Annotated in this window: 27 protein-coding genes; 16 read left to right on the plus strand and 11 right to left on the minus strand. The window is 63.9% G+C overall.

Features of this window, described 5'->3' with window-relative positions:
* The first annotated feature begins 30 nt into the window (after positions 1 to 30).
* Complete coding sequence (locus B015_RS0121860; protein WP_018429872.1) at positions 31 to 1,890, plus strand: potassium/proton antiporter; 1,860 nt, start codon at positions 31 to 33, stop codon at positions 1,888 to 1,890.
* 36 nt (positions 1,891 to 1,926) lie between these two features.
* On the opposite strand, the gene B015_RS0121865 is transcribed toward B015_RS0121860, so the two are convergent.
* The gene (locus B015_RS0121865; protein ID WP_018429873.1) at positions 1,927 to 2,478 is read right to left on the minus strand and encodes an AAA family ATPase; all 552 of its coding nucleotides are present in this window, start codon (positions 2,476 to 2,478) and stop codon (positions 1,927 to 1,929) included.
* 152 nt (positions 2,479 to 2,630) lie between these two features.
* Between B015_RS0121865 and B015_RS0121870 the strand changes: the two genes are divergently transcribed.
* The gene (locus B015_RS0121870) at positions 2,631 to 3,827 is read left to right on the plus strand and encodes a phosphoglycerate kinase (protein ID WP_018429874.1); all 1,197 of its coding nucleotides are present in this window, start codon (positions 2,631 to 2,633) and stop codon (positions 3,825 to 3,827) included.
* A 94-nt stretch (positions 3,828 to 3,921) separates the two neighbouring features.
* Here B015_RS0121870 and B015_RS0121875 read toward each other — a convergent pair whose 3' ends face one another.
* Positions 3,922 to 4,302: a cupin domain-containing protein gene (locus tag B015_RS0121875; protein WP_026227578.1), complete on the minus strand. Its 381-nt coding sequence runs from the start codon at positions 4,300 to 4,302 to the stop codon at positions 3,922 to 3,924.
* Between the two features lie 294 nt (positions 4,303 to 4,596).
* Between B015_RS0121875 and B015_RS0121880 the strand changes: the two genes are divergently transcribed.
* A complete protein-coding gene (locus tag B015_RS0121880; RefSeq protein ID WP_018429876.1) occupies positions 4,597 to 5,622 on the plus strand; it encodes a class I fructose-bisphosphate aldolase in 1,026 nt (341 codons plus the stop codon).
* A gap of 76 nt (positions 5,623 to 5,698) precedes the next feature.
* Here the strand turns inward: B015_RS0121880 and B015_RS0121885 are convergent, their stop codons facing one another.
* The 5 genes from B015_RS0121885 to B015_RS33080 form a co-directional block, all read right to left on the minus strand.
* Positions 5,699 to 6,031: a hypothetical protein gene (locus B015_RS0121885; RefSeq protein ID WP_198292871.1), complete on the minus strand. Its 333-nt coding sequence runs from the start codon at positions 6,029 to 6,031 to the stop codon at positions 5,699 to 5,701.
* Between the two features lie 156 nt (positions 6,032 to 6,187).
* Positions 6,188 to 6,646, minus strand: a complete 459-nt coding sequence (locus B015_RS0121890; protein ID WP_026227579.1) for a hypothetical protein — start codon at positions 6,644 to 6,646, stop codon at positions 6,188 to 6,190.
* 1 nt (position 6,647) lies between these two features.
* Positions 6,648 to 7,151, minus strand: coding sequence for a GNAT family N-acetyltransferase (locus B015_RS0121895; RefSeq protein ID WP_018429879.1), 504 nt, complete (start codon positions 7,149 to 7,151; stop codon positions 6,648 to 6,650).
* Positions 7,152 to 7,247: 96 nt separating this feature from the next.
* Positions 7,248 to 7,661: a hypothetical protein gene (locus B015_RS0121900; protein ID WP_018429880.1), complete on the minus strand. Its 414-nt coding sequence runs from the start codon at positions 7,659 to 7,661 to the stop codon at positions 7,248 to 7,250.
* Between the two features lie 155 nt (positions 7,662 to 7,816).
* Complete coding sequence (locus tag B015_RS33080; protein WP_018429881.1) at positions 7,817 to 8,176, minus strand: DUF4189 domain-containing protein; 360 nt, start codon at positions 8,174 to 8,176, stop codon at positions 7,817 to 7,819.
* 421 nt (positions 8,177 to 8,597) lie between these two features.
* Here B015_RS33080 and B015_RS0121910 point away from each other — a divergent pair, with 421 nt between their 5' ends.
* Positions 8,598 to 8,852 (plus strand): DUF982 domain-containing protein, encoded by a 255-nt coding sequence (locus B015_RS0121910; protein ID WP_018429882.1) that lies wholly within the window; start codon positions 8,598 to 8,600, stop codon positions 8,850 to 8,852.
* 77 nt (positions 8,853 to 8,929) lie between these two features.
* Here B015_RS0121910 and B015_RS33645 read toward each other — a convergent pair whose 3' ends face one another.
* Both B015_RS33645 and B015_RS0121920 read right to left on the minus strand, forming a co-directional pair.
* A complete protein-coding gene (locus B015_RS33645) occupies positions 8,930 to 9,088 on the minus strand; it encodes a hypothetical protein (RefSeq protein ID WP_018429883.1) in 159 nt (52 codons plus the stop codon).
* A 92-nt stretch (positions 9,089 to 9,180) separates the two neighbouring features.
* A complete protein-coding gene (locus B015_RS0121920; RefSeq protein WP_018429884.1) occupies positions 9,181 to 9,897 on the minus strand; it encodes a type 1 glutamine amidotransferase in 717 nt (238 codons plus the stop codon).
* 163 nt (positions 9,898 to 10,060) lie between these two features.
* Here B015_RS0121920 and B015_RS0121925 point away from each other — a divergent pair, with 163 nt between their 5' ends.
* Positions 10,061 to 10,519, plus strand: coding sequence for a cupin domain-containing protein (locus tag B015_RS0121925; RefSeq protein ID WP_026227580.1), 459 nt, complete (start codon positions 10,061 to 10,063; stop codon positions 10,517 to 10,519).
* A gap of 215 nt (positions 10,520 to 10,734) precedes the next feature.
* The gene (locus B015_RS0121930; protein WP_018429886.1) at positions 10,735 to 11,505 is read left to right on the plus strand and encodes a sulfite exporter TauE/SafE family protein; all 771 of its coding nucleotides are present in this window, start codon (positions 10,735 to 10,737) and stop codon (positions 11,503 to 11,505) included.
* Between the two features lie 98 nt (positions 11,506 to 11,603).
* Here B015_RS0121930 and B015_RS33650 read toward each other — a convergent pair whose 3' ends face one another.
* Entirely contained in the window at positions 11,604 to 11,759 is a 156-nt protein-coding gene (locus B015_RS33650) for a hypothetical protein (protein WP_018429887.1), read from the minus strand.
* A gap of 247 nt (positions 11,760 to 12,006) precedes the next feature.
* Here B015_RS33650 and B015_RS0121940 point away from each other — a divergent pair, with 247 nt between their 5' ends.
* Positions 12,007 to 13,914 carry a propionyl-CoA synthetase gene (locus tag B015_RS0121940; protein ID WP_018429888.1) on the plus strand — a complete coding sequence of 636 codons (1,908 nt, stop codon included), beginning with the start codon at positions 12,007 to 12,009 and terminating at the stop codon, positions 13,912 to 13,914.
* 170 nt (positions 13,915 to 14,084) lie between these two features.
* The gene (locus tag B015_RS0121945; RefSeq protein ID WP_018429889.1) at positions 14,085 to 15,737 is read left to right on the plus strand and encodes an alpha/beta-hydrolase family protein; all 1,653 of its coding nucleotides are present in this window, start codon (positions 14,085 to 14,087) and stop codon (positions 15,735 to 15,737) included.
* A 110-nt stretch (positions 15,738 to 15,847) separates the two neighbouring features.
* Here the strand turns inward: B015_RS0121945 and ybaK are convergent, their stop codons facing one another.
* Positions 15,848 to 16,321 (minus strand): Cys-tRNA(Pro) deacylase, encoded by a 474-nt coding sequence (ybaK, locus tag B015_RS0121950; RefSeq protein WP_026227582.1) that lies wholly within the window; start codon positions 16,319 to 16,321, stop codon positions 15,848 to 15,850.
* 166 nt (positions 16,322 to 16,487) lie between these two features.
* Between ybaK and B015_RS0121955 the strand changes: the two genes are divergently transcribed.
* The 8 genes from B015_RS0121955 to B015_RS0121990 all read left to right on the plus strand — a co-directional run bounded on the left by B015_RS0121955 (position 16,488) and on the right by B015_RS0121990 (position 23,230).
* On the plus strand, positions 16,488 to 17,603 hold the full coding sequence (locus B015_RS0121955) for a PspA/IM30 family protein (protein ID WP_018429891.1): 1,116 nt from the start codon (positions 16,488 to 16,490) through the stop codon (positions 17,601 to 17,603).
* 3 nt (positions 17,604 to 17,606) lie between these two features.
* Positions 17,607 to 18,209 carry an OB-fold-containig protein gene (locus B015_RS0121960; RefSeq protein WP_018429892.1) on the plus strand — a complete coding sequence of 201 codons (603 nt, stop codon included), beginning with the start codon at positions 17,607 to 17,609 and terminating at the stop codon, positions 18,207 to 18,209.
* Between the two features lie 79 nt (positions 18,210 to 18,288).
* A complete protein-coding gene (locus B015_RS0121965) occupies positions 18,289 to 19,974 on the plus strand; it encodes a flotillin domain-containing protein (protein WP_018429893.1) in 1,686 nt (561 codons plus the stop codon).
* A gap of 151 nt (positions 19,975 to 20,125) precedes the next feature.
* The gene (locus B015_RS31390) at positions 20,126 to 21,754 is read left to right on the plus strand and encodes a tetratricopeptide repeat protein (RefSeq protein ID WP_198292872.1); all 1,629 of its coding nucleotides are present in this window, start codon (positions 20,126 to 20,128) and stop codon (positions 21,752 to 21,754) included.
* Between the two features lie 70 nt (positions 21,755 to 21,824).
* Positions 21,825 to 22,148 (plus strand): metalloregulator ArsR/SmtB family transcription factor, encoded by a 324-nt coding sequence (locus B015_RS0121975; protein WP_018429895.1) that lies wholly within the window; start codon positions 21,825 to 21,827, stop codon positions 22,146 to 22,148.
* On the plus strand, positions 22,145 to 22,555 hold the full coding sequence (locus B015_RS0121980) for an SRPBCC domain-containing protein (protein WP_018429896.1): 411 nt from the start codon (positions 22,145 to 22,147) through the stop codon (positions 22,553 to 22,555). Before B015_RS0121975 ends, B015_RS0121980 begins: the two co-directional genes overlap by 4 nt.
* 34 nt (positions 22,556 to 22,589) lie before the next feature.
* Positions 22,590 to 22,814 carry a hypothetical protein gene (locus tag B015_RS0121985; protein WP_026227583.1) on the plus strand — a complete coding sequence of 75 codons (225 nt, stop codon included), beginning with the start codon at positions 22,590 to 22,592 and terminating at the stop codon, positions 22,812 to 22,814.
* A complete protein-coding gene (locus B015_RS0121990) occupies positions 22,814 to 23,230 on the plus strand; it encodes a DUF1801 domain-containing protein (protein WP_018429898.1) in 417 nt (138 codons plus the stop codon). Before B015_RS0121985 ends, B015_RS0121990 begins: the two co-directional genes overlap by 1 nt.
* Positions 23,231 to 23,261: the final 31 nt, after the last annotated feature.

Consider the following 23,261-nt stretch of genomic DNA (forward strand, 5'->3'; position numbering starts at 1 on the left):
GCTCCAAAGCTGCATTGTGGACGGGGCGGGATGGAACAGGCGATATATCTGATCACGCTGGTCGGAACGGCGCTGGTGGTGGCAGCGGCCTTCTCGAGCCTGATCGCCTTCCGCTTCGGCGCCCCCTTGCTGCTGCTCTTCCTCGGCATCGGCCTCGCCAGTGGCGTCGATGGCCTCGGCATCGTCTTCGACAACGCCCACCTCGCCTATTTCGTCGGCTCGATAGCGCTCGCCGTCATCCTGTTCGATTCCGGTTTCGGCACGCCGCTTGGCGTGCTGCGCCAGGCCGGTATGCCGGCGCTGACGCTCGCCACCATCGGCGTCGCCATCACCACCGTCATCTTCGGCGTCGCCGCCTATTACCTCACCGGCTTCACCTGGCTGGAATCCTTCCTGCTCGGTGCGGCCGTCGCCTCCACCGACGCGGCCGCCGTGTTCTTCCTGCTCCGCGCCGGCAACATCAACCTGCGCGAACGCGTCCGCTCGACGCTCGAAATCGAGTCCGGCACCAACGACCCGATCGCCATCTTCCTCACCATCACCCTGGTCGAGATCATCGCGCTCGGCGCCAAGCCCGACGCCGACCTCCTGCTCATCGACCTGGTCATCGGCTTCTTCGTCCAGATGATCCTGGGCGCCGCCATCGGCCTGCTCGGCGGCTTCCTCATCGTCAAGCTGGTCGAGCGGCTCAATCTCGATCGCGGGCTCCTGCCCATCTTCGTGCTGACGCTGTCGCTGCTGGTCTTCGCCACCGCCGGCGCCGTCGGTGGCTCGGGCTTCCTCGCCGTCTATCTCGCCGGCCTCGTCGCCGGCAACTCCGACATCCGCGCAGTGTCGACGCTGAAACGCTTCCAGGAGGGCGTGTCCTGGCTCGCTCAGATCATCATGTTTCTGGTGCTCGGCCTCTACGCCACACCATCGCAGTTTCCCGCTATCCTGGTCACGGCGCTGGTGCTGGGTCTGTTCCTGATGTTCGTCGCCCGACCGGTGGCCGTTTGGCTCTGCCTCATCCCGTTCAAAATCCCGCGCCAGGAAACCGCCTTCATCTCCTGGGTCGGCCTGCGCGGCGCGGTCTCGATCCTGCTTGCCATCACGCCGCTGCTCGGCGGACTGGAAAACGGGCGGGCGATCTTCAACATTGCCTTCATCATCGTCCTGACCTCGCTTGTCATCCAGGGCTGGACGGTCGGCCCGCTGGCCCGCCGCCTCGGCCTCATCGTGCCGCAGCGCTACGGTCCGCTCGACAAGGTCGAACTCGAGCTTCCGGGCTCGGCCCATCACGAATTGCTCGCCTATCGCGTCGTGCCTGGCAGCCCCGTCGCCAAGGGCCAGCGCATCCCGCGCTGGGCCCGCCCTTCCCTGGTGGTCCGCGAAGGTCGCTCCATGCGCTTCCAGGACATGGGTCGCCTGCAGGCCGGCGACAACGTCTATATCTTCGTGCCCGACCGCTATCCGCGCCTGCTCGACCGGTTGTTTGCCAGCCGCGCCGAGGTCGATGCCGAGGACGAGGATTTCTTCGGCGCTTTCACCGTCGATCAGACCCACCTCGCCGGCGAGCTGGAAGCGGTCTATGGCGCCACCGTCAAGGAAGAGGAGCGCAAGCTCACCATCGCCGACCTCATCAAGCAGCGGCTGCGCGGCCATGTCGAATATGCCGACCGCGTCTCGCTCGGCCTGATCGATCTGATCGTCCGCGACGTCGACGAAAAGGGCCGCATCGTCTCGGTCGGCCTCTCCATCGAGCCCGCCCCGCCCCCGCCGCCAGTGCCGGTGTTTCTCAGCGGCGGCGAAATCAGCGACCGCATCCGCCGCTTCTTCGCCAGGCGCAAGGACAAAGCCCCCAAGCAGGAGACCGCAACGACCTCGGAAGGGTTATCCGAGGACGCCTGAGGCGCGTCAGGGACGACGCAGCAAGCTGCACCATCCTCACCCGGCCAGGATGGCCCCAAGCCGCGCCAGCCGCTCCGACCGCGTCCCACGCAGCTCGATAATGTTCGGGCCGTCTTCGGGCAGACCAAGTTCATCGTCGCGGATGATCGCCTTCAGCCGCGCGTCCACCTTGCTGCGCAGCCGGGGAAGCTCAATCGCCACGTCGATCTCATCCGGCCGCGACAGCGGTAGGAAGACCACGAGGTCGAGTGACCCGAGCGCCTTCTCGATCCTGCCGAGCAGCTTGCCGCTCGGCGTCCACTCGAATCCCTCCTGCACTGCGACCACCTCCAGATAGGCGATGAAATCCAGCGGGCAGCGGTCGTAGACGATGTCAGGCGACGCGGCTGAAGCCAGGATCATCCCGCAGCTCTGATCCAGTTGCTCCTCGAGATCGGCCGATGTTGCACCGTCGGCGAATGGCGTGCCTAGCTGCGCCAGCGCCCAATAGGGCTCCTGCTCATGCTCATAGCCGGGATATGCGGCAATGAAGTCGTCGATGAGGGTCGTCTTGCCGCTGCCGTGCGTGCCGGTGACCGCGATGCGCATGCTTACCCCTTGTTTTCCCGGCGATAGCCGCTCATGGCCGCGACCGGAAGAGCAGCCAGCATCAAAATTTCGCCCACGCCCCTGCGCAAACCTTGCATCCGCGCCCGCGATTTGTATGGTCCGCGCGATCTCTCCATCGGAAAGGGAACCCCATGGCCGCCTTCAAGACTCTCGACACCATCGGCAACGTCAGCGGCAAGCGGGTTCTGGTCCGCGTTGACCTCAACGTGCCAGTCGCCGACGGCAAGGTGACGGATGCGACCCGCATCGAGCGCATCGCTCCCACCATCACCGAACTCGCCGACAAGGGCGCCAAGGTCATCTTGCTGGCCCATTTCGGCCGCCCGAAGGAAGGTCCGGATCCGGCCCTGTCGCTGGCACCCATCGCAACGGCGACGTCCGAGGTCATCGGCCGCCCGGTGGGCTTTGCCGCCGACTGCATCGGCGAGAAGGCAGCCGCGGCCGTCGGGGCCATGAAAGACGGCGACATCCTGCTCCTCGAGAACACACGCTTCTACAAGGGTGAGGAAAAGAACGATCCCGCCATCACCGAACAGCTGGCAGCCAACGGCGACATCTTCGTTAACGATGCCTTCTCGGCCGCCCACCGGGCGCATGCTTCCACCGAAGGCCTCGCCCGCAAGCTGCCTGCCTATGCCGGACGTACCATGCAGGCCGAGCTCGAGGCGCTGGAAAAGGGCCTCGGCAACCCGGTCAAGCCGGTCGTAGCCATTGTCGGCGGCGCCAAGGTCTCGACCAAGATCGACCTGTTGATGAACCTGGTAAAGAAGGTCGACGCACTCGTCATCGGCGGCGGTATGGCCAACACCTTCCTCGCCGCGCGCGGCACCAATGTCGGCAAGTCGCTGTGCGAGCATGACCTGGCACCCACTGCCAAGCAGATCATGATCGAGGCGGCGCAATCGGGCTGCGCCATCATCCTGCCGTCGGACGGCATAGTTGCCCGCGAGTTCAAGGCAGGCGCCGCCAACGAGGTCGTCGCCATCGATGCCGTGCCTGACGATGCCATGATCCTCGACGTCGGCCCGAAGACAGTGGCCTCGATCAACGACTGGATCGACCGTGCCGCGACCTTGGTCTGGAACGGCCCGCTCGGCGCCTTCGAGATCGCGCCCTTCGACAAGGCAACCGTCTCGGCGGCCCAGCATGCGGCAGCCCGCACCAAGGCCGGCAAGCTCGTCTCGGTCGCCGGCGGCGGCGATACGGTGGCAGCGCTCAACCATGCCGGCGTTGCCGACGACTTCTCCTACGTCTCCACCGCCGGCGGTGCCTTCCTCGAATGGATGGAAGGCAAGGAACTGCCTGGTGTCGAAGTGCTCAAGGCGTAACGCCGAGCGGGAGCCCTCCCTCGCAAGGCGAGGGAGGGCTCTAACCTCAACCCGCCTCGCCCCTCACCTCGCCGCAACCTTCGCCATGGCCCGCCTAAGCCGGCTTGGCGTATTGCTCGGCGCTCATCACCTCGATGCAGACGAAGCGTTCATTGCCCTCGACCCAGGCATCGTGGCCGGGCGGGATCGTGTAGGACGCGCCCTTCACCAGCGTCTTCTGCGTCCCGTCATTCAGCCTCACCGTCAGCGTGCCTGAGACGACATAGCCGACATGCGACACCTGGCAGCTGTCTGTCTTGACCACCGGCTTCACGCATTCCGACCACCGCCATCCCGGCTCCATGTTGAGCCGCCCAAGCGTGAAACCTGCCAGCCGCACCACCTCGACGCGCGTCTTGGCAGGCGAGCGGACCTCATCAGGCTCGTTGTGGGACTTGGTCTCGAATTTGGTGACGTTCATTCCTCCATCGGCCATGGCATCCTCCCATCGTGTCACGCGTGGACACACACGGAAGCATATATTTTAGCACTTACTTATATAATTGGTAGCAAGCCCCTCGCAGATCAGGCGGGTTCAGCCGCTTCAGACGCCAATATGTACTTTCGTACAATCAAAAAACTATAAGTTCATATACTTGCCATCCATGCAAAAACCTCGCTCGTAGCTAAAACGATTGAAATAATTTCAATCGGTTATAGGCTTCCCGACGGCATTCCGTTCGGGAAAACCATCTGCTATGCGCGCCGCATCTGACCAGGAGGTAATTGTATGAGCGAACGTCTCGAAGACATCGCCGTCGCCATGGTGGCGAACGGCAAGGGCATTCTGGCTGCGGACGAAAGCTCCGGCACCATCAAGAAGCGTTTCGACGTCATCGGCGTCGAGTCGACGGCCGACAGCCGCCGCGACTATCGCGAGATGATGTTCCGCACCAAGGAGGCGATGACCAAGTACATCTCCGGCGTCATCCTCTACGACGAGACCATTCGTCAGAACGCTGCCGACGGCACCCCGCTGGTCGAACTCATCAAGGCCGCCGGCGCGATCCCCGGCATCAAGGTCGACGCCGGCGCCAAGGCCATCGTCAACTTCCCGGGCGACACCATCACCGAAGGCCTCGACGGCCTGCGCGAGCGCCTTGCCGACTACTACAAGCTCGGTGCCCGCTTCGCCAAATGGCGCGCCGTGATCGACATCGACACCGGCAAGAACGTGCCGTCGACCTATTCGCTCTCGGCCAACACCCAGGCCCTCGCCCGCTATGCGGCGCTCTGCCAGGAAGCCGGTATCGTGCCGATCGTCGAGCCGGAAGTGCTGATGGACGGCGCCCACGACATCAACACCTGTTACGACGTCACCAAGGCGACGCTGGTCAATCTCTATGACGAGCTCTACGCCGCCCGCGTCGTGCTCGAAGGCACCATCCTGAAGCCGAACATGGTGATCTCCGGCAAGAAGGCCGCCAAGCAGGCCAGCGCCGAAGAAATCGCCGAAAAGACCATCAAGCTGTTCCGCGAGACGGTTCCGGCTGCGGTCCCGGGCATCGCCTTCCTGTCGGGCGGCCAGTCCGACGAAGAGGCGACCGCCAACCTCAACGCCATCAACGCCATCGGCCCGCATCCGTGGAAGCTGACCTTCTCCTACGGCCGTGCGCTGCAGGCAGCGCCGCAGAAGGCATGGTCGGGCAAGGTCGAAAACCTCGCCGCCGGCCAGGCCGCTTTCACCCACCGCGCCCACATGAACCACCTGGCAGCCCTTGGCCAGTGGAAGTCCGCGCTGGAAAAGGCTGCGTAACCTTCGCCCTCATGGCCTGAAATGAAAAAGCCCCGGAGCGATCCGGGGCTTTTGGTCAACGGCAACCGGGGCTCAATCAGAACGAACCATTCCGGTTGTCGTCGTGATCGGCGAGCGCGTAGTCAGAAGTAAAAGAAGGCAGCCACCAGCGCCGCCAGATATTGCACACACCGAGCACAAGCTGTGCGATATCCAGATTGCCGGACACCCGGCTGCCGGCAGCGGCCAGCAACACAACCACGAACATCCAGAACACCGGGCGCGGCTGATACGCGTCGAAGGCCATATCGCAGGCGTGGCGCGCGGACCACATTCCGGCGACCGAGCCGAGGGCCGCACCGATGAGGCGGATCAGCGGCGCATTTGGATCACCAAGCAGCCACTGCGCAGCGGAGGCGAGCACCCCCACCCGCCAAGGTCACCGCCAGCATGACGACGTATGAGGCAACCATAGACGACAAGCGCCAGCAACATGGCGCCCAGCGTCTTCGGCCCGAACGCGACGCGGGCAACACCTTCGTCGTGCATGATCTTCCCCCCAGAAGAGCCAAGACCTCGCCGGCCGTCAGTCGATTGGTCCCTCATCTATGATATCGGGCATCCTTCCCTCCCGCCAGAACAGCGCGTAGGCCATGCCCACAGCCGTCACGAACTGCGTCACCACGGCCATCTGCTGTCCCATCGACGGCGCCCCGAATTTGCCCAGCGTCATCGCCCCCAGCACGCCAGTGAACATCCAGAACACTGGACGCTGTTGATACGGGGTCAGCGTCAGGTCGCACACCGCCTTGGCAATCCACATGCTCGATACCGCGCCGAAGACGGCGGCGATCATCTGCACGACATTCGGCCGGACGCCCATCAACACGAGTGCAAACAGATCGGGAAAGGCATCCTGGGCGACCAGCACCAGACTGACGGCAACGTAGTAGACAAGCGTATAGGTCCCCAGCGCCACCACCATGGCGGCCGCCGTCTGCACCCCTTGTGGGATCTTGATGTCCCCGCCCGCTTCCATGGTCATGTCAGGTCCCGGTCTTCACAAACAGATGCAGGAGGTCGTCAGGCGCGTCGAGATCGGGATAGGCCGCACCGCTTCGCACGAAACCGTTCGCCTCAAGCACCCGATGCATCGCTGCGTTTCCGATCAGCGTCGTCGCATAAACAGGGGCCGTGCCCCAGGAGGAAAGGGCCTTCTCGGCAAGCATTTGGCCCAGCCCCCGATTTCGATGGCTGGGAGCGACCACGACATAGCCGAACTCGCAGCGGAAGTTTTCGGGATCGAGCACCGAACCGGCCTCGGCGAACTGGTAGGCGCGATAGTCATCGGACGGCGTCTTGATCGCCGAGGTGGCCACGATGCTGTCGCCGTCGGAGATCGTAACCAGCAGCTCCGCCTGCCGCACCTTGTGCGCGAGCCCGTCGGTCGGCACCTGTCCACCCGAAGCCACAAGCGCAGCGAAGGCGGCAAGTTCCGGCTCCGAAAAGGCCTCGGGCCGGTTGGCAAGCAACGTCAGGCCGTCTGGCATGGCGCATCTCCCTGAGCAGCGACGCCGCCACCAAACCACCACGCGCGCCTGCTCCCAAGCGCCCACGCAGGCGGGACCGCAGTCACGCCGACGGACCTAGTCCATGTAGGTGTACGACGCACACATCTCGTCGCTGCTTTCAGGCGGCTCGTCGCCGGTGAACACTGCAACGACCGTCAGGCCCTCGCCGCCAGACCAGGTCGCAAGATAGGAAACGTCGCCCGCCCCGCACAGTCGGTTGCCGTTCTCCAACTCGGGGTCGGACGGCGTCTCGACACTGTAGACCGACGCGTTCACCCGCTGGCCGTCGACGACGAAATGATCGCCCAGCAAAGCCGAAAATTTCAGTCCCTCGCCATTGGCGAAAGTGATGGAGAAATCGTCCATCGTGATGTCGCCGGTGATGCTCTCGGCGGTGGTGCTGAAGGCCCGATAGCGGTCACCCTCGGCAAGGGCCGGCGCGGCGCTTGCAAGCAAAAAGCCGAAAACGGCTGACAGGACCTGTTTCATTTTTCCTCATCCCATCTTGAACGGGTGGCGGCCGCGCCAACCGCGCAGCCGTAGTCTAGTGCCATGCTCACGAAACCCAGAATCGATTCTCGGGAGGGATCATGGACGAATTCAGGGTTTGCAGCACCCTTGCGCGTCCGGGAGGACGCGTGAGCTTACTGGCATTCCGAAACGATGATCTTGCAGTTCGGACAGTCTTCAAGCGCCTTGCTCTCGGCGATCTTCTTGGTCTCGCCAAAGCCGATGCCATAACTGACCCGGTCGCCGGCATAGGCGCCGCATTGCTCGAACCAGACCGCGACTTCGCAAGTGTCGTTGCCCACTGCCTTGCAGGCCGACACAGCGTTGTTTTCGGCTTCCTTCTGCGTCGAACCCCAACCCAGGCCGTAGCCGGCCTCTTCGGCCGACGTGCCCTGCGAGTCGTTGACGGCAATCGCACCGAACGCCAGCGCCGACGTGGCCTGCAAGCCGACGAGCGCGGCGATGATCAGGCCGGTTCTGATTTTCGGAAACATAGGTAGTCCCCCAATGCGACGAACCCCAACGGTCCGCCACGCGCCCGGCCTTGCCGGCTTTCCTCCCATGCACGTCCCGCTGCCCGATCGGCCGACAGACGCACAAACGCATGTGATTGTTCTGGCCCTACGGCCGCGGTTGCCGGCTTCAGTCCAAGGCGGCCATCGTGCCAAAGCCAGCCGCCGGCGCAAGCGCAAGACCATGCAAGGTCAAACCACAAAAACTGGCCTTGATTGCTGAAATGCTGGACATGAAATGTTGTCTCATTGCCTGAAATGACAGGTTTTGTCTGTCACGGCAGCCAAAGCCCGACAAGGCCCCAAAGCATATATCCTTCCGCTAAAATGGCCTGTGCGGGCGCTTGGCGTCGCTTGGCTTAATCCGCCTCGCTTCCCGCGCCGGTTTGGCGTATGAGCGGCGATGGAAAATATCAGGTTTGAAACGCCCGTCACCGTAAAGGGCGATGCCGCCGGCACACCGCTGCTGCTGCGCAGTGCCAAGGAGGCCTCGGCTTTCCTGCTCAACAATTGGCCCGGCAAGAAAAGCCCCAAGCATCGCGCAGCCCTTCAGGCATGCTCCGACGCCATCTCGGGCGAAAAGCCGGCCATGGCTGCCCGGCGGGCCTTCGTCGCTGCGGCGCGCGAGGCCGGCATCTTCATCAACGACAAGGATTGATCGGCGCACCGGCCCGACGATCACGGGCCGGGTGCAATAGTTCGGCGTCCCGATGCACCCACCGGTGCATCGAAGCCCTACTCTTCGGTGTCGCCTTCCGGCTCCGGCTGGGCATCCGCGCCGGTCTTGCCGCGCAACTTTGCCTCGGCTTTGGCGGCCAGCTTGTCGGCCTTCTTCGCCGCCTTGGCGCGATCACGGTCGCGGCGTTCCTGATTGTAGTTCGTCGGTCTGGGCATGCATCGTCCTCTTGTTCCGGTTCATGCCTGCCTAGGGCCATACGCCCTCGAACACAACCGGCCACGTCGGCGCCCGCCACCCCACCTACCCCTCAACCACCCGTGGCGACAAAGAAATTGTCGTTGATGCGGCTGGCCGTCTTGCGGAACGCCTGTAGATAAGGCGCGACCGTCTGGGCGAGACGCCCCGCCTCCTCCGCCCCAAGCGCCTGCTTCAGGCTCGCCGCATATTCGGGGATCTTCGACCAGTCTCCAACCGTACGGTCGGTGATCTCCATGTGATACTGGAAACCGTAGGCATTGAGGCCGACGCGCATCGCCTGGATGGCGCAGGCGGCATTCCCGGCCAGCACTTCTCCGCCTTCCGGCAGCATCGACACCTCCGCGCCGTGCCACTGTAATGTCTCGATCTTCGGCTCGACGCCGGAAAACAGCCGGTCGCGGCGGCCCGCTTCGGTCAATTCGACCGTCGCCAGCCCGACCTCCGGCGCTTTCATCAGCCCGACCTTACCGCCCAGCGCATCGGCCAGCAGCTGGTGCCCTAGGCAGATGCCGAGATAGGGCCTCCGGAGCTCGCGCACCCAATGCCTGATCGCCGCCTTTTCAGGCACGAGCCAAGGGTGCTGCTCCTCCTGCCACACATCCATCGGCCCGCCCATCACAGCCAGCATGTCATAGCCGTCGAGGTCGGGGATCGCCTCGCCCTCGTCCAGTTCGACGATGTGCTCACTATGCCCGGCATTGCGCCAGAACTCGGCGAAGATGCCGCTGTGTTCGACCCTGAGATGCTGGAATACAAGGATTTTCATCGGATGCCCTCGGCCGCTTGCAGCCGCCAATGTGAAACCAATGTCCGTGAGGCGCGATAGGTCACGGCGTCAGCGCAAGTTGGCGCAGGCACCTCTCCTGTAGCCGCGTCGCAGCCGCTCCGTTTCAGTGGTATTCTTGTGCCGTTTCGGGATGGAGGAGAGGATGTCCCAGTTTGACAAGGCCGTAGTCTCGTTGCCCGGCAGCGAGCGTTTTGGCCGCGCGCCCTTCGGAGCCAGGGTCGTTATCCACGCCACCGCTGCCGACACCAACGGCGCCTTCGGTATGTGGGAGACCTTCACGCCGCCCGGCCGGGGCCCGGAGCCCCACACCCACACACGCGAGACCGAGGTCTTCCGCGTCATCAAGGGCACCTACAGGTTTCGCTGCGGCGGTGACGAGTTCGACGCCCCGGCCGGCACGGTGGTAACCCTGCCGCCCTTCGTCGAGCATTCCTGGAAAAACATCGGCGACGAGCCCGGCCAGATGTTCGCCATCGTCACGCCAGGTGGCTTCGAGCAACTGTTCATCGACATCGAGGTGGCGAACGCCGATACCCCAGAAGAGATAGCTGCGATCGAAGCCCGCCTCGGCATCGTCAACGAGGCGACAATGGCACTTTGAACCGTCTTTATCCCATTTCGGCACACACCCGGCTGGCACGCTTGATGCAACGTTTCGGTTGCCGGTGAAAGCCGGACCCGGTCTGCATCAGATCGGGAATAGGCTCGCCGGGGTGGGGAAGGGGTTTCTCTCCGGCGAGTTCTGCAGCCGAGGCAAGTGTGCGGGCGCCGCTTGCCTCGGCCCCCTCGCCCTCCATTGCCCCAACTCCGGGATCGATGCATCTTCGCTTCATGCTGGAGCCCTTACTGCTGGTCGCAACAGTCGGTGCGGTCTTTGTTCTTGCCGGATTGGTCAAGGGCGTCGTCGGGCTTGGCCTGCCGACAATCGCCATGGGGCTGCTCGGCCTCGTCATGCTGCCGGCCCAGGCCGCCGCGATCCTGCTCCTGCCCTCCTTCGTCACCAACATCTGGCAATTGCTGGCCGGCCCGAATGTCTCCGCGCTGACGCGTCGCCTGTGGCCGATGATGGTTGCGGTCTTCCTCACCACCCTCGCCTCGAGCGGCCTCATCACCAGCATCTATACGACTACGGTCACGGCCAGCCTCGGCCTTGTGCTTCTCGCTTATGCCGTGCTCGGACTGCTCAGGCTGCGCATGTCGGTGCCCCCCGCCATCGAGCCCTGGGCCAGCCCGCTCGTCGGCGCCGCAACCGGAGTGATGACGGGCGCTACCGGTGTCTTCGTCATTCCGGCCGTGCCCTATCTCGGCGGCCTTGGCCTTGGCCGCGACGACCTGGTGCAGGCACTTGGCCTGTCCTTCACCGTCTCCACGGCAGCACTTGCCGTCGGGCTCTGGATGAACGGCGCGGTGCCCATGCAATCGCTCGGCATCTCGGCCTACGCTGTGCTGCCGGCATTGCTGGGTATGTGGCTGGGCGGCTGGCTGCGCGGCCGCATCGAACCGGAAACCTTCAGGCGTTGGTTCTTTGCCGGGCTCGCCGTCCTCGGCGCCCATATTTCCTGGCAGGGCCTGGCGCCAGCCTTCTAGAGCAATTCCAGGAAAAGTGCGCCGCGGTTTTCCGTCCGGAATTGCGCAAAAACAAAGAGATAGAGGATTTTTGCGATTCGAAGAAAAGCGGAAATGCTCTAGTGCCCGAGAAGTGCGGTGATCGAGATCGCCGCAAGCGCTGCTACCGCAAGCTTCCAGAAATCGCGTCGCTGCCTGAGCCCTGGCAGACCGAGCGGCTTGATGATCTGGATGGCCATCATGGCGATGATGACGAGCGACAGCGCTTTGGACATGCCGTCTTTGACCAATTTCGCGCGCCGCTGTCAAAGCGCCCCACGCTGCCGGCGATCTGCTAAAGTGGGCGCTACGAATTGAGAACAGCGGCCTTGCGCGGAAGCGCCTCGAAAAGACGGTCGAAACACCATTTTCGGAGCCGCTGTTAAACCAAGGTCAAATGGACGCCGCCGCCGCAAGGACATTACAAAATCCGCCAACCATAAAAGGCCCTCGAGGGCAAAGACATCCTGGGAAGGAGACGCCATGTCATCTCGCTATCATGAGGTCTATGACGGCTGGACGCGTGACCCCGAGCGGTTCTGGGCCGAGGCGGCAGAAGCAATCGACTGGTCCAAGCCCTGGGACAAGGTGTTCGACGCCGGTGCGGGCGTCTATGGCCGCTGGTTCACCGGAGCCGAATGCAACACCTGCTACAATGCGCTCGACCGCCACGTCGCGTCCGGCCGCGCCGACCAGGTGGCACTGATCCACGACAGCCCAATCACCGGCACGATCAAGAAATTCACCTATGCCGAACTTCTGGCCGAGGTGAATGCGCTGGCCAGCGTGCTGCGCGACCACGGCATCGGCAAGGGCGACCGCGTCATCCTCTACATGCCGATGGTGACGGAAGCAGCCATAGCCATGCTCGCCTGCGCTCGCTTGGGCGCCATCCATTCGGTCGTCTTCGGAGGTTTCGCCGCCAAGGAACTCGCCACCCGCATCGACGACGCCACACCGAAGCTGATCGTCTCGGCGTCCTGCGGCATCGAACCCGGCCGCGTCATCGCCTACAAGCCGCTGCTCGACCAGGCGATCGAACTCTCGGCCCACAAGCCCGAGCGCTGCCTCATCCTGCAGCGCCCTCAGCTGCCATGTGACCTCGTCGCCAGCCGCGACCTCGACTATGCCGAGGCGGTGGGGGCGGCACGCGCCGCTGGCCGCACCACCGAATGTGTCTCCGTCGCCGCCACAGATCCGCTCTACGTGCTCTACACCTCGGGCACCACGGGCCAGCCCAAGGGCGTAGTGCGTGACAATGGCGGCCACATGGTCGCGCTCAAATGGTCGATGGAGAACGAGTTCGGCGTCAGGCCGGGCGAGGTCTTCTGGGCCGCATCGGATGTCGGCTGGGTGGTCGGCCATTCCTACATCGTCTATGGCCCACTGCTGCACGGCGCCACCACCATCCTGTTCGAGGGCAAGCCGGTCGGCACACCTGACGCCGGCACGTTCTGGCGGGTCATTTCGGAACACGGTGTCGTCGCCCTGTTCACCGCGCCGACCGCCTTCCGCGCCATCAAGAAGGAAGATCCGCAAGGCCTCTTCGTTCCGCAGTATGACCTCACGAAATTCCGAACCCTGTTTCTCGCCGGCGAGCGCGCCGATCCCGAAACCATCAAATGGGCTGAGCAGAAGCTGAAGGTTCCTGTCATCGATCATTGGTGGCAGACAGAGACCGGCCACCCGATCAGCCAGAACCCTGTCGGGCTCGGCTTGCTGCCGGTCAAATACGGCTCGCCCTGCGTGCCGATGCCGGGCTACGACGTGCGTGTGCTCGACGATGCCGGCCATGACGTTCCGCGCGGCACGCTTGGCAATGTCGTGGTCAAGCTGCCTCTGCCGCCCGGCTGCCTTCCGACACTGTGGCACGCCGACGAGCGCTTCTTCAACGCGTACCTCGCCGAGTTCCCCGGCTATTACAAGACGGCCGATGCCGGCTACATCGACGACGACAACTACCTCTTCATCATGGCTCGCACCGACGACATCATCAACGTCGCCGGCCACCGCCTGTCGACCGGCGGCATGGAGGAAGTTGTGGCCGAGCACCCCGATGTCGCCGAATGCGCCGTCATCGGCATTGCCGACGCCATGAAGGGCCAGGTGCCCTGCGGCTTCATCGTGCTGAATTCCAGCGTTTCCCGCGACATGGCAACGATCGAAAAAGAAGTCGTCGGCCTCGTCCGCGACCGCATCGGCCCGGTCGCCGCCTTCAAGATGGTGGTCACCATCAAGCGCCTGCCCAAGACGCGCTCGGGAAAAATCCTGCGCGGCACCATGCAGAAGATCGCCGACCACGAGGAATGGAAAATGCCCGCTACCATCGACGATCCTGCCATCCTCGACGAAATCACGGAGGCGCTGAAGGCTCGAGGCATCGGAGTCTAGCGCCCTCGTGGCTCGACAGGCTCACCATTCGACACGCCATGAGCCCGTCGAGCAGTATTGGGAACGCGACGACGCTTCATCCTCCGCACCCGCAGATTTGGACGCTGTGCCATTGCCTGCACGCCAACCTCAAGGCAAGTTGCCCCTGATTGCATGAGGGGCACCGGAATATGCTGCGCAACTGGATCGTCAGATACTGGTACTCGTTCTCGCTGACGGGCCTGTTGATCGGCACCCTGTTCTTCGCCGCCTCGCTGACGCCGACGCTGATCCCGCGCAACTATCTCACCCAGGGCGTGCTGTCGGGCTGCTCGGCCGCCGCAGGCTACGGTGTCGGCTTCTTCCTGCGCTGGCTGTGGCACTATCTCGGCCTGCCCGAGCCGAAGGCGCGTTTCCTGCGCATCTCCAAGATCGTTGCTGTAGTCGCCTGCGCCGCAATCGGCCTTGCCTTCCTGTGGCGCGCCTCCGAATGGCAGAATTCGATCCGATCAGTCATGGGCCTCGAGCCGGTCGACAGCGTCCATCCGCTCGAGGTCGGCGCGCTGGCGCTGGTCACCTTCGTCATCCTCATCACACTCGCCCGGCTGTTCAAGATCACGCTCTATTTCGTCTCACGGCACCTCAACCGCTTCGTGCCAAAGCGTGTCTCTTATGTCGTCGGCACCACCATCGCCGTCATCGTCTTCTGGTCCATCGCCGACGGCGTCGTCTTCCGCTATGGCCTGCGCTTTGCCGACAGCTCGTTCCAGCGCCTCGACCGCCTGATGCCGCCGGACGAGCGGCAACCGACCGATCCGGCCAAGACCGGCAGTGCCGCCTCGCTTGTCCGCTGGCAGGATCTCGGCCGCATGGGCCGCTCTTACGTCGCAACCGCGCCGACCGCTGCCCAGATTGGGGCACTCACCGGCAAGCCAGCCAAGGAACCGGTCCGCGTCTATGTCGGGCTGCAATCCGCCGAAAAGCCACAAGAGCGTGCCCGCCTCGCACTCGAAGAACTCAAGCGCACCGGCGGCTTCGAGCGCTCGGCCCTTGTCATCATCACGCCCACCGGCACCGGATGGGTCGATGAACAGGGCATCGATCCCGTCGAGTTCCTGCACAATGGCGACATCGCCAGTGTCGCGGCGCAATATTCCTATCTGGCCAGCTGGCTGTCGCTGCTGGTCGAGCCTGGCTACGGCGCCGAGCAGGCCCGCGCCCTGTTCACCGAGGTCTATGGCTACTGGCGCACCCTGCCCAAGGAGACACGGCCGAAGCTTTATCTCTACGGCCTCAGTCTCGGCGCGCTCTCGTCCGAGCTGTCCAACGAGCTGTTCGAGGTGCTGGGCGATCCCTACCAGGGCGCACTATGGGTCGGCCCACCCTTCCCCAGTCGCATCTGGAACGCCATCACCACCGACCGTAATCCCGGCACGCCCCAATGGCTGCCCGAGTTCCGCGACGGCTCCTATGTCCGCTTCACCGCCCAGAAGAACGCGTTGGCCATTCCCGGCGCCGTCTGGGGCCCGCTGCGCATCGTCTACCTGCAATATGCCAGCGACCCGATCACCTTTTTCGACGCGCACGCCTTCTACCGCGAGCCGGACTGGATGAAGACGCCCCGCGGCCCCGATGTCTCGCCCGAACTGCGCTGGTATCCGGTCGTCACCTTCCTGCAACTCGTCCTCGACATCGCCATCGGCACCACCTCGCCCATGGGCCATGGCCACGTCTACGCCGCTGAGCACTATATCGATGCCTGGCTCGAGGTGACCGACGTCAAGGACTGGTCACCGGAACAGGTAACGCGGCTGAAGCAGCACTTCATCGACGCGCGCAAGTAGCGCAGGACGCCGGGGGTAACGGATCTGCGCGTCAGGCCCCCGACCGCGCTCCGCTCCTGGCGGCACGTGCAAAAATCCGCCGCCAGGCGGCCAGCTCCTTCAAGCCGATTTCAGCGGATGAGGTCGGCCACCTTGGCGCCCAGTGCGGCGATCAGGTCGTCCGGGCGCATGCGGATCTGCAGGCCGCGCTGTCCGCCGTTGAGGAAGACCTCGTCCTCCAGCGTCGCCAATTCCTCGATAGCAGTCGGCACCTGCTTACGCTGGCCGAAGGGGGAGATGCCGCCGACCTTGTAGCCGGTCAACCGCTCGGCATTGTCGGGCTTCATCATCTGCGCCGCCTTTCCGCCGAAGGCCGCCGCCACCTTCTTCATGTTGACCTCCTGGTCGGAGGGCACCACCACGCAGGCCGGTTTGCCGTCGACCTCGACCATCAGCGTCTTGAGCACGATGCCAGGTGAAACCCCCATCGCCTCGGCCGCCTGCAACCCGACACGCTCGGCCCCGGCATCGTAGTCATAGGTCGCAAGCGCGAACGGGATGCCCGACTTGGAGAGCACGAGCGTAGCGGGAGTGGTCTTGGACATGCCCCGTTGTGCAACACTGCCCCAGCCTTTCGCAAGGGCGGCGATGGGCGCCTGGCTCGCGAAGCGCGCCACCTGCATCGCCAGGAAATGCGCTCAATCACCGTATCGGTGATTTTCTTGACAAAATCAAAATCACCTCCTAAGTGATTGAAGTAAGGAGTTGAGCATGAAGTCTGCGAACTACAAGCTTATCCTAGATGAAAGCGGCCGCAACGACCTTGCCGATACGTTTCGTGCCTATGCAGGCGTTCGCGACATCTTGGATGCGCTCACGCCGTCCAACCGTGCCGACACTTTCGAACTGCAGCGCCTGGCCTACGAGCAGATCAGATTGCAGACAGGCTTGCCTGCCCGCCTGGTGACCAACGGTATCCGCGAATACGCCGCCGGCCTGTGGTCGGCGGACCGGCTGCCGCTCGACGAAAAGCTGATGTCGTTCAAGGGCGTGGACAGCGTATCCCTGGCCACCCTCCACGGCCGCCTGATCGCCAGTTTCCTGGTAACAGGATACAGCGAAACAACTGAAAAGATTTCACTTTCTCACCTCATCCGGCAGGATGGAACCTATTCGCTGTCAGTGCCTCTTTCCCGAGAGATGCAAAACAAGGAGATCGACGCCATGCAGACCGAGTCCATTTCCGGTCGAGTGTCCCGCCTCGCGGCAGGCCTCGTGACCACCGTCATCGACAGCCTCGAGCGCAAGGCACCCGAAGCGGTTGCCGAGCAGGCCATCCGCGAGATCGACAAGGCTGCCGACGAGCTCAAGTCCGGCCTTGCCGCGCTCATCGCCGAGCGCAAGCGTTATGCCATGCAGCGCGAAGATCTACTTGAGGAACATGTCGGGCTCGACGCCAACATCCGTGTTGCACTGCGTTCCGGCCGTGAAGACCTGGCGCGTGCAGGTATAGGCCGCCAGGACGATATCAATGCCCAGGTCGCTTCCATCGACAAGCTGGTCGATGATGTCGATGTCCGCATTGCGGACTCCAGAGCCGCCCTCAATGCCGCTGCCGCAGCCCGCCGCGATGCCGAGGAGCGGGTGAAGATCGCACGCCGCGCCAGCCAGCATCAGACGCAGGGCCAGGCCACGGCCGCCGCGATCCGTCACCCCTCCCCTGAAGACAGGATCGCCGCTGCCCTCAGCGCCGTCGGCCGGCTGACCGACTTGCCGGCGGGTGCGTCCCGCAGCGAAGATCTTGCCGAGCTCGAGGCATTCGGGCGAGATCGAAGAATTGACGACCGGCTGGCCGCCCTGCGCGAAGAGATCGAGAACAAGGAATAAGCGATGCTTCAGGACTTCACGTCCGCCTCAACGCTTTATCTTTACCCATTGCTCGCCGGGCTGAGCCTCGGCGTGCTGCAAATTGTCGTCTACTTCGCCGGCAGCGTCTCGCTCGGCGATTCAGTGGCCGACATGATCGACGGTACCAGCATCGGCGAGTTGTTCGACTGGCTGAACTTCGGCCGCGTGCCGTTCTCTATTCTCGGTATGCTGCTGCTAACCAGCTTCGGTGCAACAGGCATGCTGCTCGACGGCACGATCTCGGCCCTGCCGGCTTGGACCTACGCCATAGTTGCAGCACCCGTTGCGGTCGGCGTCACCAAGCTGGTCGGCAACGGCATCGCCAAGGTGTTGCCGCGTGACGAAAGTTACGCGGTGACGCGCGAGCACATGATCGGCCGGCGCGGCATTGTCACCCTTGGCCCGCTCGACGACGGTGTGCCCGGCGCAATCCGCGTTCGCGATGAGCACGGCGACCTGCACACCGTCAAGGCGCGGCCCGCCGACCCTGGCAGCGTTATCGACAAGGGGGCCGAGGTGGTCGTGGTTTCGGCCGTGCCCGGCAGTGATCGCATCTTTCTGGTCATCCCCTTCACCAGCGAGTGAAGCGACCAGGGGCCTTAGGTTTTCTGGTCGGCACAGCCGGCCTGCACGTCACATCTGCATGTCAAAATAGGAGCGGACTTTGGAAGCTATCCAGGAATTCCTGATATGGGCCGCTATCGTTGCGGTCATCGTTGCCGCCATCGGCTTCACCTTCGGCCGGCTGTACCACCGCGCCGAACGTGACGAGGCCTTCGTCCGTACTGGCGTCGGCGGGCGCCGCGTCGTCAAGGACGGCGGCGCGCTCATCCTGCCGGTTGTCCATGCGCTGGCACGGGTCAAGCTCAACACCGTCAAGCTGGTGGTCGACCGCCGCCGCGAAGATGCCTTCATCACCGCCGACCGCATGCGCGTCGACATCCGTGCCGAATTCTACGTCCGTGTCGACGGCACCGACGACGGCATCGGCCTGGCCGCCCAGACGCTGGGCGACCGCGTCAACGACCCCAAGGCGATCCAGGATCTGGTCGAAGCCAAGCTCGTCGATGCCCTGCGCTCAGTGGCTGCCCGCAACACCCTCGACCAGTTGCATGAAAGCCGCTCCGACTTCGTCAAGGCGGTGCAGGACGCCGTCGAGACCGATCTGCGCTCCAACGGTCTTGAGCTGGAATCGGTCAGCCTCACCGGCCTCGACCAGACGCCGAAGGAGTTCTTCAACGAGACCAATGCGTTCGATGCCGTCGGCCTGGCCAAGCTCACCACCATCACCGAGCAACGCCGCAAGGAGCGCAACGAGATCACCCGTCAGACCGAAGTGGCGATCGCCGAGCAGGACATGACAGCCGCCAAGCAGCGTTTCGCCCTCAAGCGCCAGGAAGAAGAGGCCCGCCTCGACCAGCAGCGCGACGTCGCCAACAAGGAAGCGCTGACCCGCGCCGAGAAGGCCAAGGCCGAGGAAGACGCCAAGCTTGCCGAGCAGAGCGCACAGATCGAGCGTGAGCGCGAGATCGCCGAGCGTTCGGCTGCCGCCAGCAAGGCCAGGGAAGAGGCCCGCATCAACTCCGAACGCGATGTCGAACTGAGCCGCCAGACCATGGCAGTCGCCATCGCCAAGAAGAGCGAAGAGACGCTGCGCGCCGAGGCCAAGGCGCGCGAGGCAGAGGCCCTGAGCGTTGCGGCCCACGAAAAGGTGCAGACGGCCCGCGAGCGCGAAATCGCCGACCGTAACCGTCAGATCGCCATCCTGCAGGCGCAGGAGGCGGCCGAATCCGAGGCCGTCACCGTCACCGTCAGCGCCACCGCCGAAAAGGCCGCGGCAGAGGATCGTGCCGAGGCGACGCTCGTCGAGGCACGTGCCAGCGCCGAGGCGATGAAGGTGCGCGCCGAAGGCATCCAGGTCGAGGGCGAGGCCCATGCCCAGACCATCCGGGCCCGCAACGAGGCGTCGAACACGCTGTCCGACAAGATGATCCAGTTCGAGCTGACCCAGGCCCGCATCAGCATGCTGCCGGAAGCGCTCAAGGCGCTGATGGAGCCGGCAAGCCGCATCGAGAGCATCCGCGTATTCGACACGCAGGGCTTCTCCGCCGGCCGCTCGGGCGGCGACGGCGCCAACCGCTCCGGCGCGGGCGACCTCGCCGACCAACTGCTGCGCTTCACCGGCAACAAGCCGCTGATCGACGCGCTGCTGGCCGCGGCCGGCATGGACGGCGCAGGCGGAACCCTCAAGGATCTCGTTACGCCCAACCCGGCCTATGCCGACGCAGAGCCTGAACTTGTCGAAGCCTACGACGTCGACGAAGAAGCGACGGCGACACCACAGGGCTGATCGAGCCAGAAGACGACGTAGCGGAGGCGGTGCGCCCACTTCCGCTACGAGCCGTATCGGCACCAGCAAAAGAGAATGGATCGCAGCCGGTGGCAATACCTGCGATCCTTGGGCATGATCGTGGCGTGACGACAGCCGGACCATGCCGATCATGTCGATTTTCGAATTCGCAGGTCACACGCTCGATCTCAGGCAAGGCACGCTGCGAAACGGCGCTGCCGAACTCAGACTGCGCCCAAAATCCCTCTGCCTGCTCACCTACTTTGTCACCAACCCCGGCAGGGTCATCGACAAGCACGAGCTGATCGAGGTCGTCTGGCCGAATGTCATCGTTTCGGACGACTCGCTTAGCCAATGCCTGAAGGACATCCGCATGGTCCTAGGGCCGCAAGCGGAAGGTCTGATCCGCACCGTGCCACGACGCGGCTACATCCTCGATGCGGCGCGCCTCACGTCCCGCTCAGGCGACACCGCACTTCCGGATCTCTCGCCGGCCGACAGACCTTCGATCGCCGTTCTGCCGTTCGACAACTCCGGTCCCGACCAGCAATGGTTCTCCGACGGAATCGCCGAGGACATCACGACCGCGCTCGCCAAAAGCCGGAAGCTCAGGGTCGTCTCGAAGAACTACAGCTTCGCCTTCAAGGGGCACGCCGTCAGGGGCGACCAGATCGCCCGCGAACTCGGGGTCCGCTACCTCCTCGAGGGAAGCGTTCGTCTCTCGGGCCAGCGCGTCCGCGTCTCCACGCGCCTGCTCGAGGGCGCGACCGGGGAATTGCTCTGGGCAGAGCGCTTCGACCGTGAGCTTGCCAACGTCTTCGCTATCCAGGACGAGATCACCGAAGCCGTCGTCGGGCACCTGGAACTCGAACTGCTGCCGGAGGAGAGGCAGGCCATTCACCAGGCCCGTACCGCCAATGTCGAGGCCTATCACTGCGAGCTTCACGGCCGACAGCTGGCGCTGGCACTGACGAAATCACGCCTCATCCTGGCCCGGCGCATGTTCGCCCGGGCGGCCGAGCTTGATCCCTCCTATGCCCGCGCCCATGCCGGTCTGGTCATCTGCGACTGCTATCTGCGCGACTGGCATGGCGGCGGCAGCATCCCGGCGGATGCCATCCTGGCTATTGCCGACAAGGCGCTGGAGCTCGATCCCGGTCTGCCGGAAGCGCATACGGCCAAGGGCTTTGCGTTGTTCTGCAACGAAAACTACACCCAAGCCGACCAGTCTTACCGGCAGGCGCTGGCGATCGACCCCAATTCCTACGACGCCAATTTCTTCTTCGCCTCGACCATGGCACGTTTCCGCAACGATCGGGAGCAAATGGTCTCGCTGTTCAAGCTGGCCTCCCGGCTCCGACCGGACGACTATGTGTCGCCGATGATGATCGCCGCCTTCGTCGAACGGGACGATCCGGAACGGCTGGAGTGGGCAGGTGTCTGTTTCGAGCGAGCCCAACGTGCCACGGCCCTCTATCCCGAAGATGCTGCGCCGCTGCATCGCGGCGCCCTGGCGCTTACCTATCTGGGCAACAGGGAAAAGGCGCACGCCTGGCTGACGCGAGCGCTGGCAATCGAACCCGACGAGTTCATTGCCCAGGTCAACGCAGCCTGCATTCACGCTTTGTCGGGCGAGGTCGAACAGGCGCTGGACTACCTCGAAAAGGCCGGCAGGAAAGTCCCGCAGAACACCATCGACATGCTGCGCAGCGACGCCGATTTCGACGCCCTGCGTGATCATCCGCGTTTTGCGCAGGTGCTCCGCCCCAGGATTTCCTGATCCGGGATCGCATTGACACACCCATACCCGATTGACTATGTATCATCGCATAGCCATTTGGGTATGAGTTATGACGGAACCTCAGGACGCGATTTTTCGCGCGCTTTCCGATCCGACGCGCCGCGGCCTGTTCGAGCGCCTTTGCCGCAATGGAGACACCACCGTCGTGGGCCTGCTGGCCGAGGCAGGCGTCTCGCAACCCGTGGTCTCCAAGCACCTCAAGATCCTGAAGACGGCTGGGCTGGTGCGCGACCGGCATGAGGGCCGCTACACCTATTACAGCGTCGAGCGCGATGCGCTGAAGACGCTGATCGACTGGACATCAGAGATGTCGGGCTTCTGGACCGACCGCTTCGACGATCTCGAAAATTTGCTCAGGAGGATGGACCAATGACCGAAACAATGGACACCACGCGCTCGGTCGTGGTCGAGCGCGATTTCCCCTATCCGCCCGAAAAACTCTGGCGCGCGCTGACCCAGCCCCATCTCATTGCCGAATGGCTGATGAACAACGACTTCAGCCCGGTGGCCGGCCGCCGCTTCACGCTCTCCGCCGACTGGGGCCAGGTCGACTGCGAGGTTGAGACGGTCGAAGAGAACCGCACCCTGTCCTATCGCTGGGACACCAAGGACCTCCGGAGCATCGTTACCTGGACATTGGCCCCCACCGCGTCGGGCACCAGCCTGCGCATGGAGCAGCGTGGTTTCACCTCCGCCCAGAAGGCCTACTTCCAGGGTGCGTCTGTCGGCTGGCCGCGCTTCTTCGACCAGCTGGTCAATGTCATAGCCAGGTTCGATTGACCTCGCTGCACCATCGATTCCAGGAGTATTTGCAATGAGACAAGTGATCCGCACGGTCCATCGCTGGACCTCGCTCCTCTTCTGCCTGATCGTCGCATCGATCTTTGCCGGAATGGCGCTCAGCACCTTACCGGAGTGGTTCTACTACCTGCCCCTGCCGCCGCTGGCCGTGCTGATCCCGACTGGCATCTACATGTTCTTCCTGCCCTATTTCAGCGACAGGCAGGACGCCCTACCGGCTGCCAAGGGACGCGCCTGATGGCCAAGGATGCGGCGCCCAAACTGCTGTCGGGCGGCAACCCGCAGATATCAAAGGGTTACGGCGATGCCGTCGTCCAGTCCTACATCGACGCCATGCCCGGATGGAAACAGGATATCGGGCGGCGCATCGACACCCTCGTCACCGAGGCGGTGCCCGGCGTGATCAAGGCGGTGAAGTGGAACTCGCCCTTCTACGGCACCGAAAAGGACCTCTGGTTCCTCGGCTTCCACTGCCTGACGAAATACGTCAAGGTCGCGTTCTTCAAAGGCGCGCAGCTCTCGCCGCCGCCGCCCGGCACGTCGAAGCAGGCCGACGTGCGTTATCTTGATATCTACGAGGACAAGCCGTTCGACGAGGCCCAGTTCTACGACTGGGTCAGGCAGGCCAGAGCCTTGCCTGGCGAAAAGATGTGAGGCGCAACTGAGCGAGAACACGGAACCCTCG

The organism is Hoeflea sp. 108, assembly GCF_000372965.1.
Classification (GTDB): Bacteria; Pseudomonadota; Alphaproteobacteria; order Rhizobiales; family Rhizobiaceae; genus Aminobacter.

Bases quoted from the DNA above. Each gene is read 5' to 3' on its own strand.
- B015_RS0121980 (WP_018429896.1), top strand. From the start codon at position 22,145: ATGACCGAAACAATGGACACCACGCGCTCGGTCGTGGTCGAGCGCGAT.
- B015_RS0121895 (WP_018429879.1), bottom strand. From the start codon at position 7,151: ATGCCAGACGGCCTGACGTTGCTTGCCAACCGGCCCGAGGCCTTTTCG.
- B015_RS0121900 (WP_018429880.1), bottom strand. From the start codon at position 7,661: ATGAAACAGGTCCTGTCAGCCGTTTTCGGCTTTTTGCTTGCAAGCGCC.
- B015_RS0121910 (WP_018429882.1), top strand. From the start codon at position 8,598: ATGGAAAATATCAGGTTTGAAACGCCCGTCACCGTAAAGGGCGATGCC.
- B015_RS0121890 (WP_026227579.1), bottom strand. From the start codon at position 6,646: ATGACCATGGAAGCGGGCGGGGACATCAAGATCCCACAAGGGGTGCAG.
- B015_RS0121960 (WP_018429892.1), top strand. From the start codon at position 17,607: ATGCTTCAGGACTTCACGTCCGCCTCAACGCTTTATCTTTACCCATTG.
- B015_RS0121940 (WP_018429888.1), top strand. From the start codon at position 12,007: ATGTCATCTCGCTATCATGAGGTCTATGACGGCTGGACGCGTGACCCC.
- ybaK (WP_026227582.1), bottom strand. From the start codon at position 16,321: ATGTCCAAGACCACTCCCGCTACGCTCGTGCTCTCCAAGTCGGGCATC.
- B015_RS0121920 (WP_018429884.1), bottom strand. From the start codon at position 9,897: ATGAAAATCCTTGTATTCCAGCATCTCAGGGTCGAACACAGCGGCATC.
- B015_RS33645 (WP_018429883.1), bottom strand. From the start codon at position 9,088: ATGCCCAGACCGACGAACTACAATCAGGAACGCCGCGACCGTGATCGC.
- B015_RS0121990 (WP_018429898.1), top strand. From the start codon at position 22,814: ATGGCCAAGGATGCGGCGCCCAAACTGCTGTCGGGCGGCAACCCGCAG.
- B015_RS0121985 (WP_026227583.1), top strand. From the start codon at position 22,590: ATGAGACAAGTGATCCGCACGGTCCATCGCTGGACCTCGCTCCTCTTC.
- B015_RS31390 (WP_198292872.1), top strand. From the start codon at position 20,126: ATGTCGATTTTCGAATTCGCAGGTCACACGCTCGATCTCAGGCAAGGC.
- B015_RS0121870 (WP_018429874.1), top strand. From the start codon at position 2,631: ATGGCCGCCTTCAAGACTCTCGACACCATCGGCAACGTCAGCGGCAAG.
- B015_RS33080 (WP_018429881.1), bottom strand. From the start codon at position 8,176: ATGTTTCCGAAAATCAGAACCGGCCTGATCATCGCCGCGCTCGTCGGC.
- B015_RS0121930 (WP_018429886.1), top strand. From the start codon at position 10,735: ATGCATCTTCGCTTCATGCTGGAGCCCTTACTGCTGGTCGCAACAGTC.
- B015_RS0121860 (WP_018429872.1), top strand. From the start codon at position 31: ATGGAACAGGCGATATATCTGATCACGCTGGTCGGAACGGCGCTGGTG.
- B015_RS0121975 (WP_018429895.1), top strand. From the start codon at position 21,825: ATGACGGAACCTCAGGACGCGATTTTTCGCGCGCTTTCCGATCCGACG.
- B015_RS0121865 (WP_018429873.1), bottom strand. From the start codon at position 2,478: ATGCGCATCGCGGTCACCGGCACGCACGGCAGCGGCAAGACGACCCTC.
- B015_RS0121875 (WP_026227578.1), bottom strand. From the start codon at position 4,302: ATGGCCGATGGAGGAATGAACGTCACCAAATTCGAGACCAAGTCCCAC.
- B015_RS33650 (WP_018429887.1), bottom strand. From the start codon at position 11,759: ATGTCCAAAGCGCTGTCGCTCGTCATCATCGCCATGATGGCCATCCAG.
- B015_RS0121945 (WP_018429889.1), top strand. From the start codon at position 14,085: ATGCTGCGCAACTGGATCGTCAGATACTGGTACTCGTTCTCGCTGACG.
- B015_RS0121880 (WP_018429876.1), top strand. From the start codon at position 4,597: ATGAGCGAACGTCTCGAAGACATCGCCGTCGCCATGGTGGCGAACGGC.
- B015_RS0121955 (WP_018429891.1), top strand. From the start codon at position 16,488: ATGAAGTCTGCGAACTACAAGCTTATCCTAGATGAAAGCGGCCGCAAC.
- B015_RS0121925 (WP_026227580.1), top strand. From the start codon at position 10,061: ATGTCCCAGTTTGACAAGGCCGTAGTCTCGTTGCCCGGCAGCGAGCGT.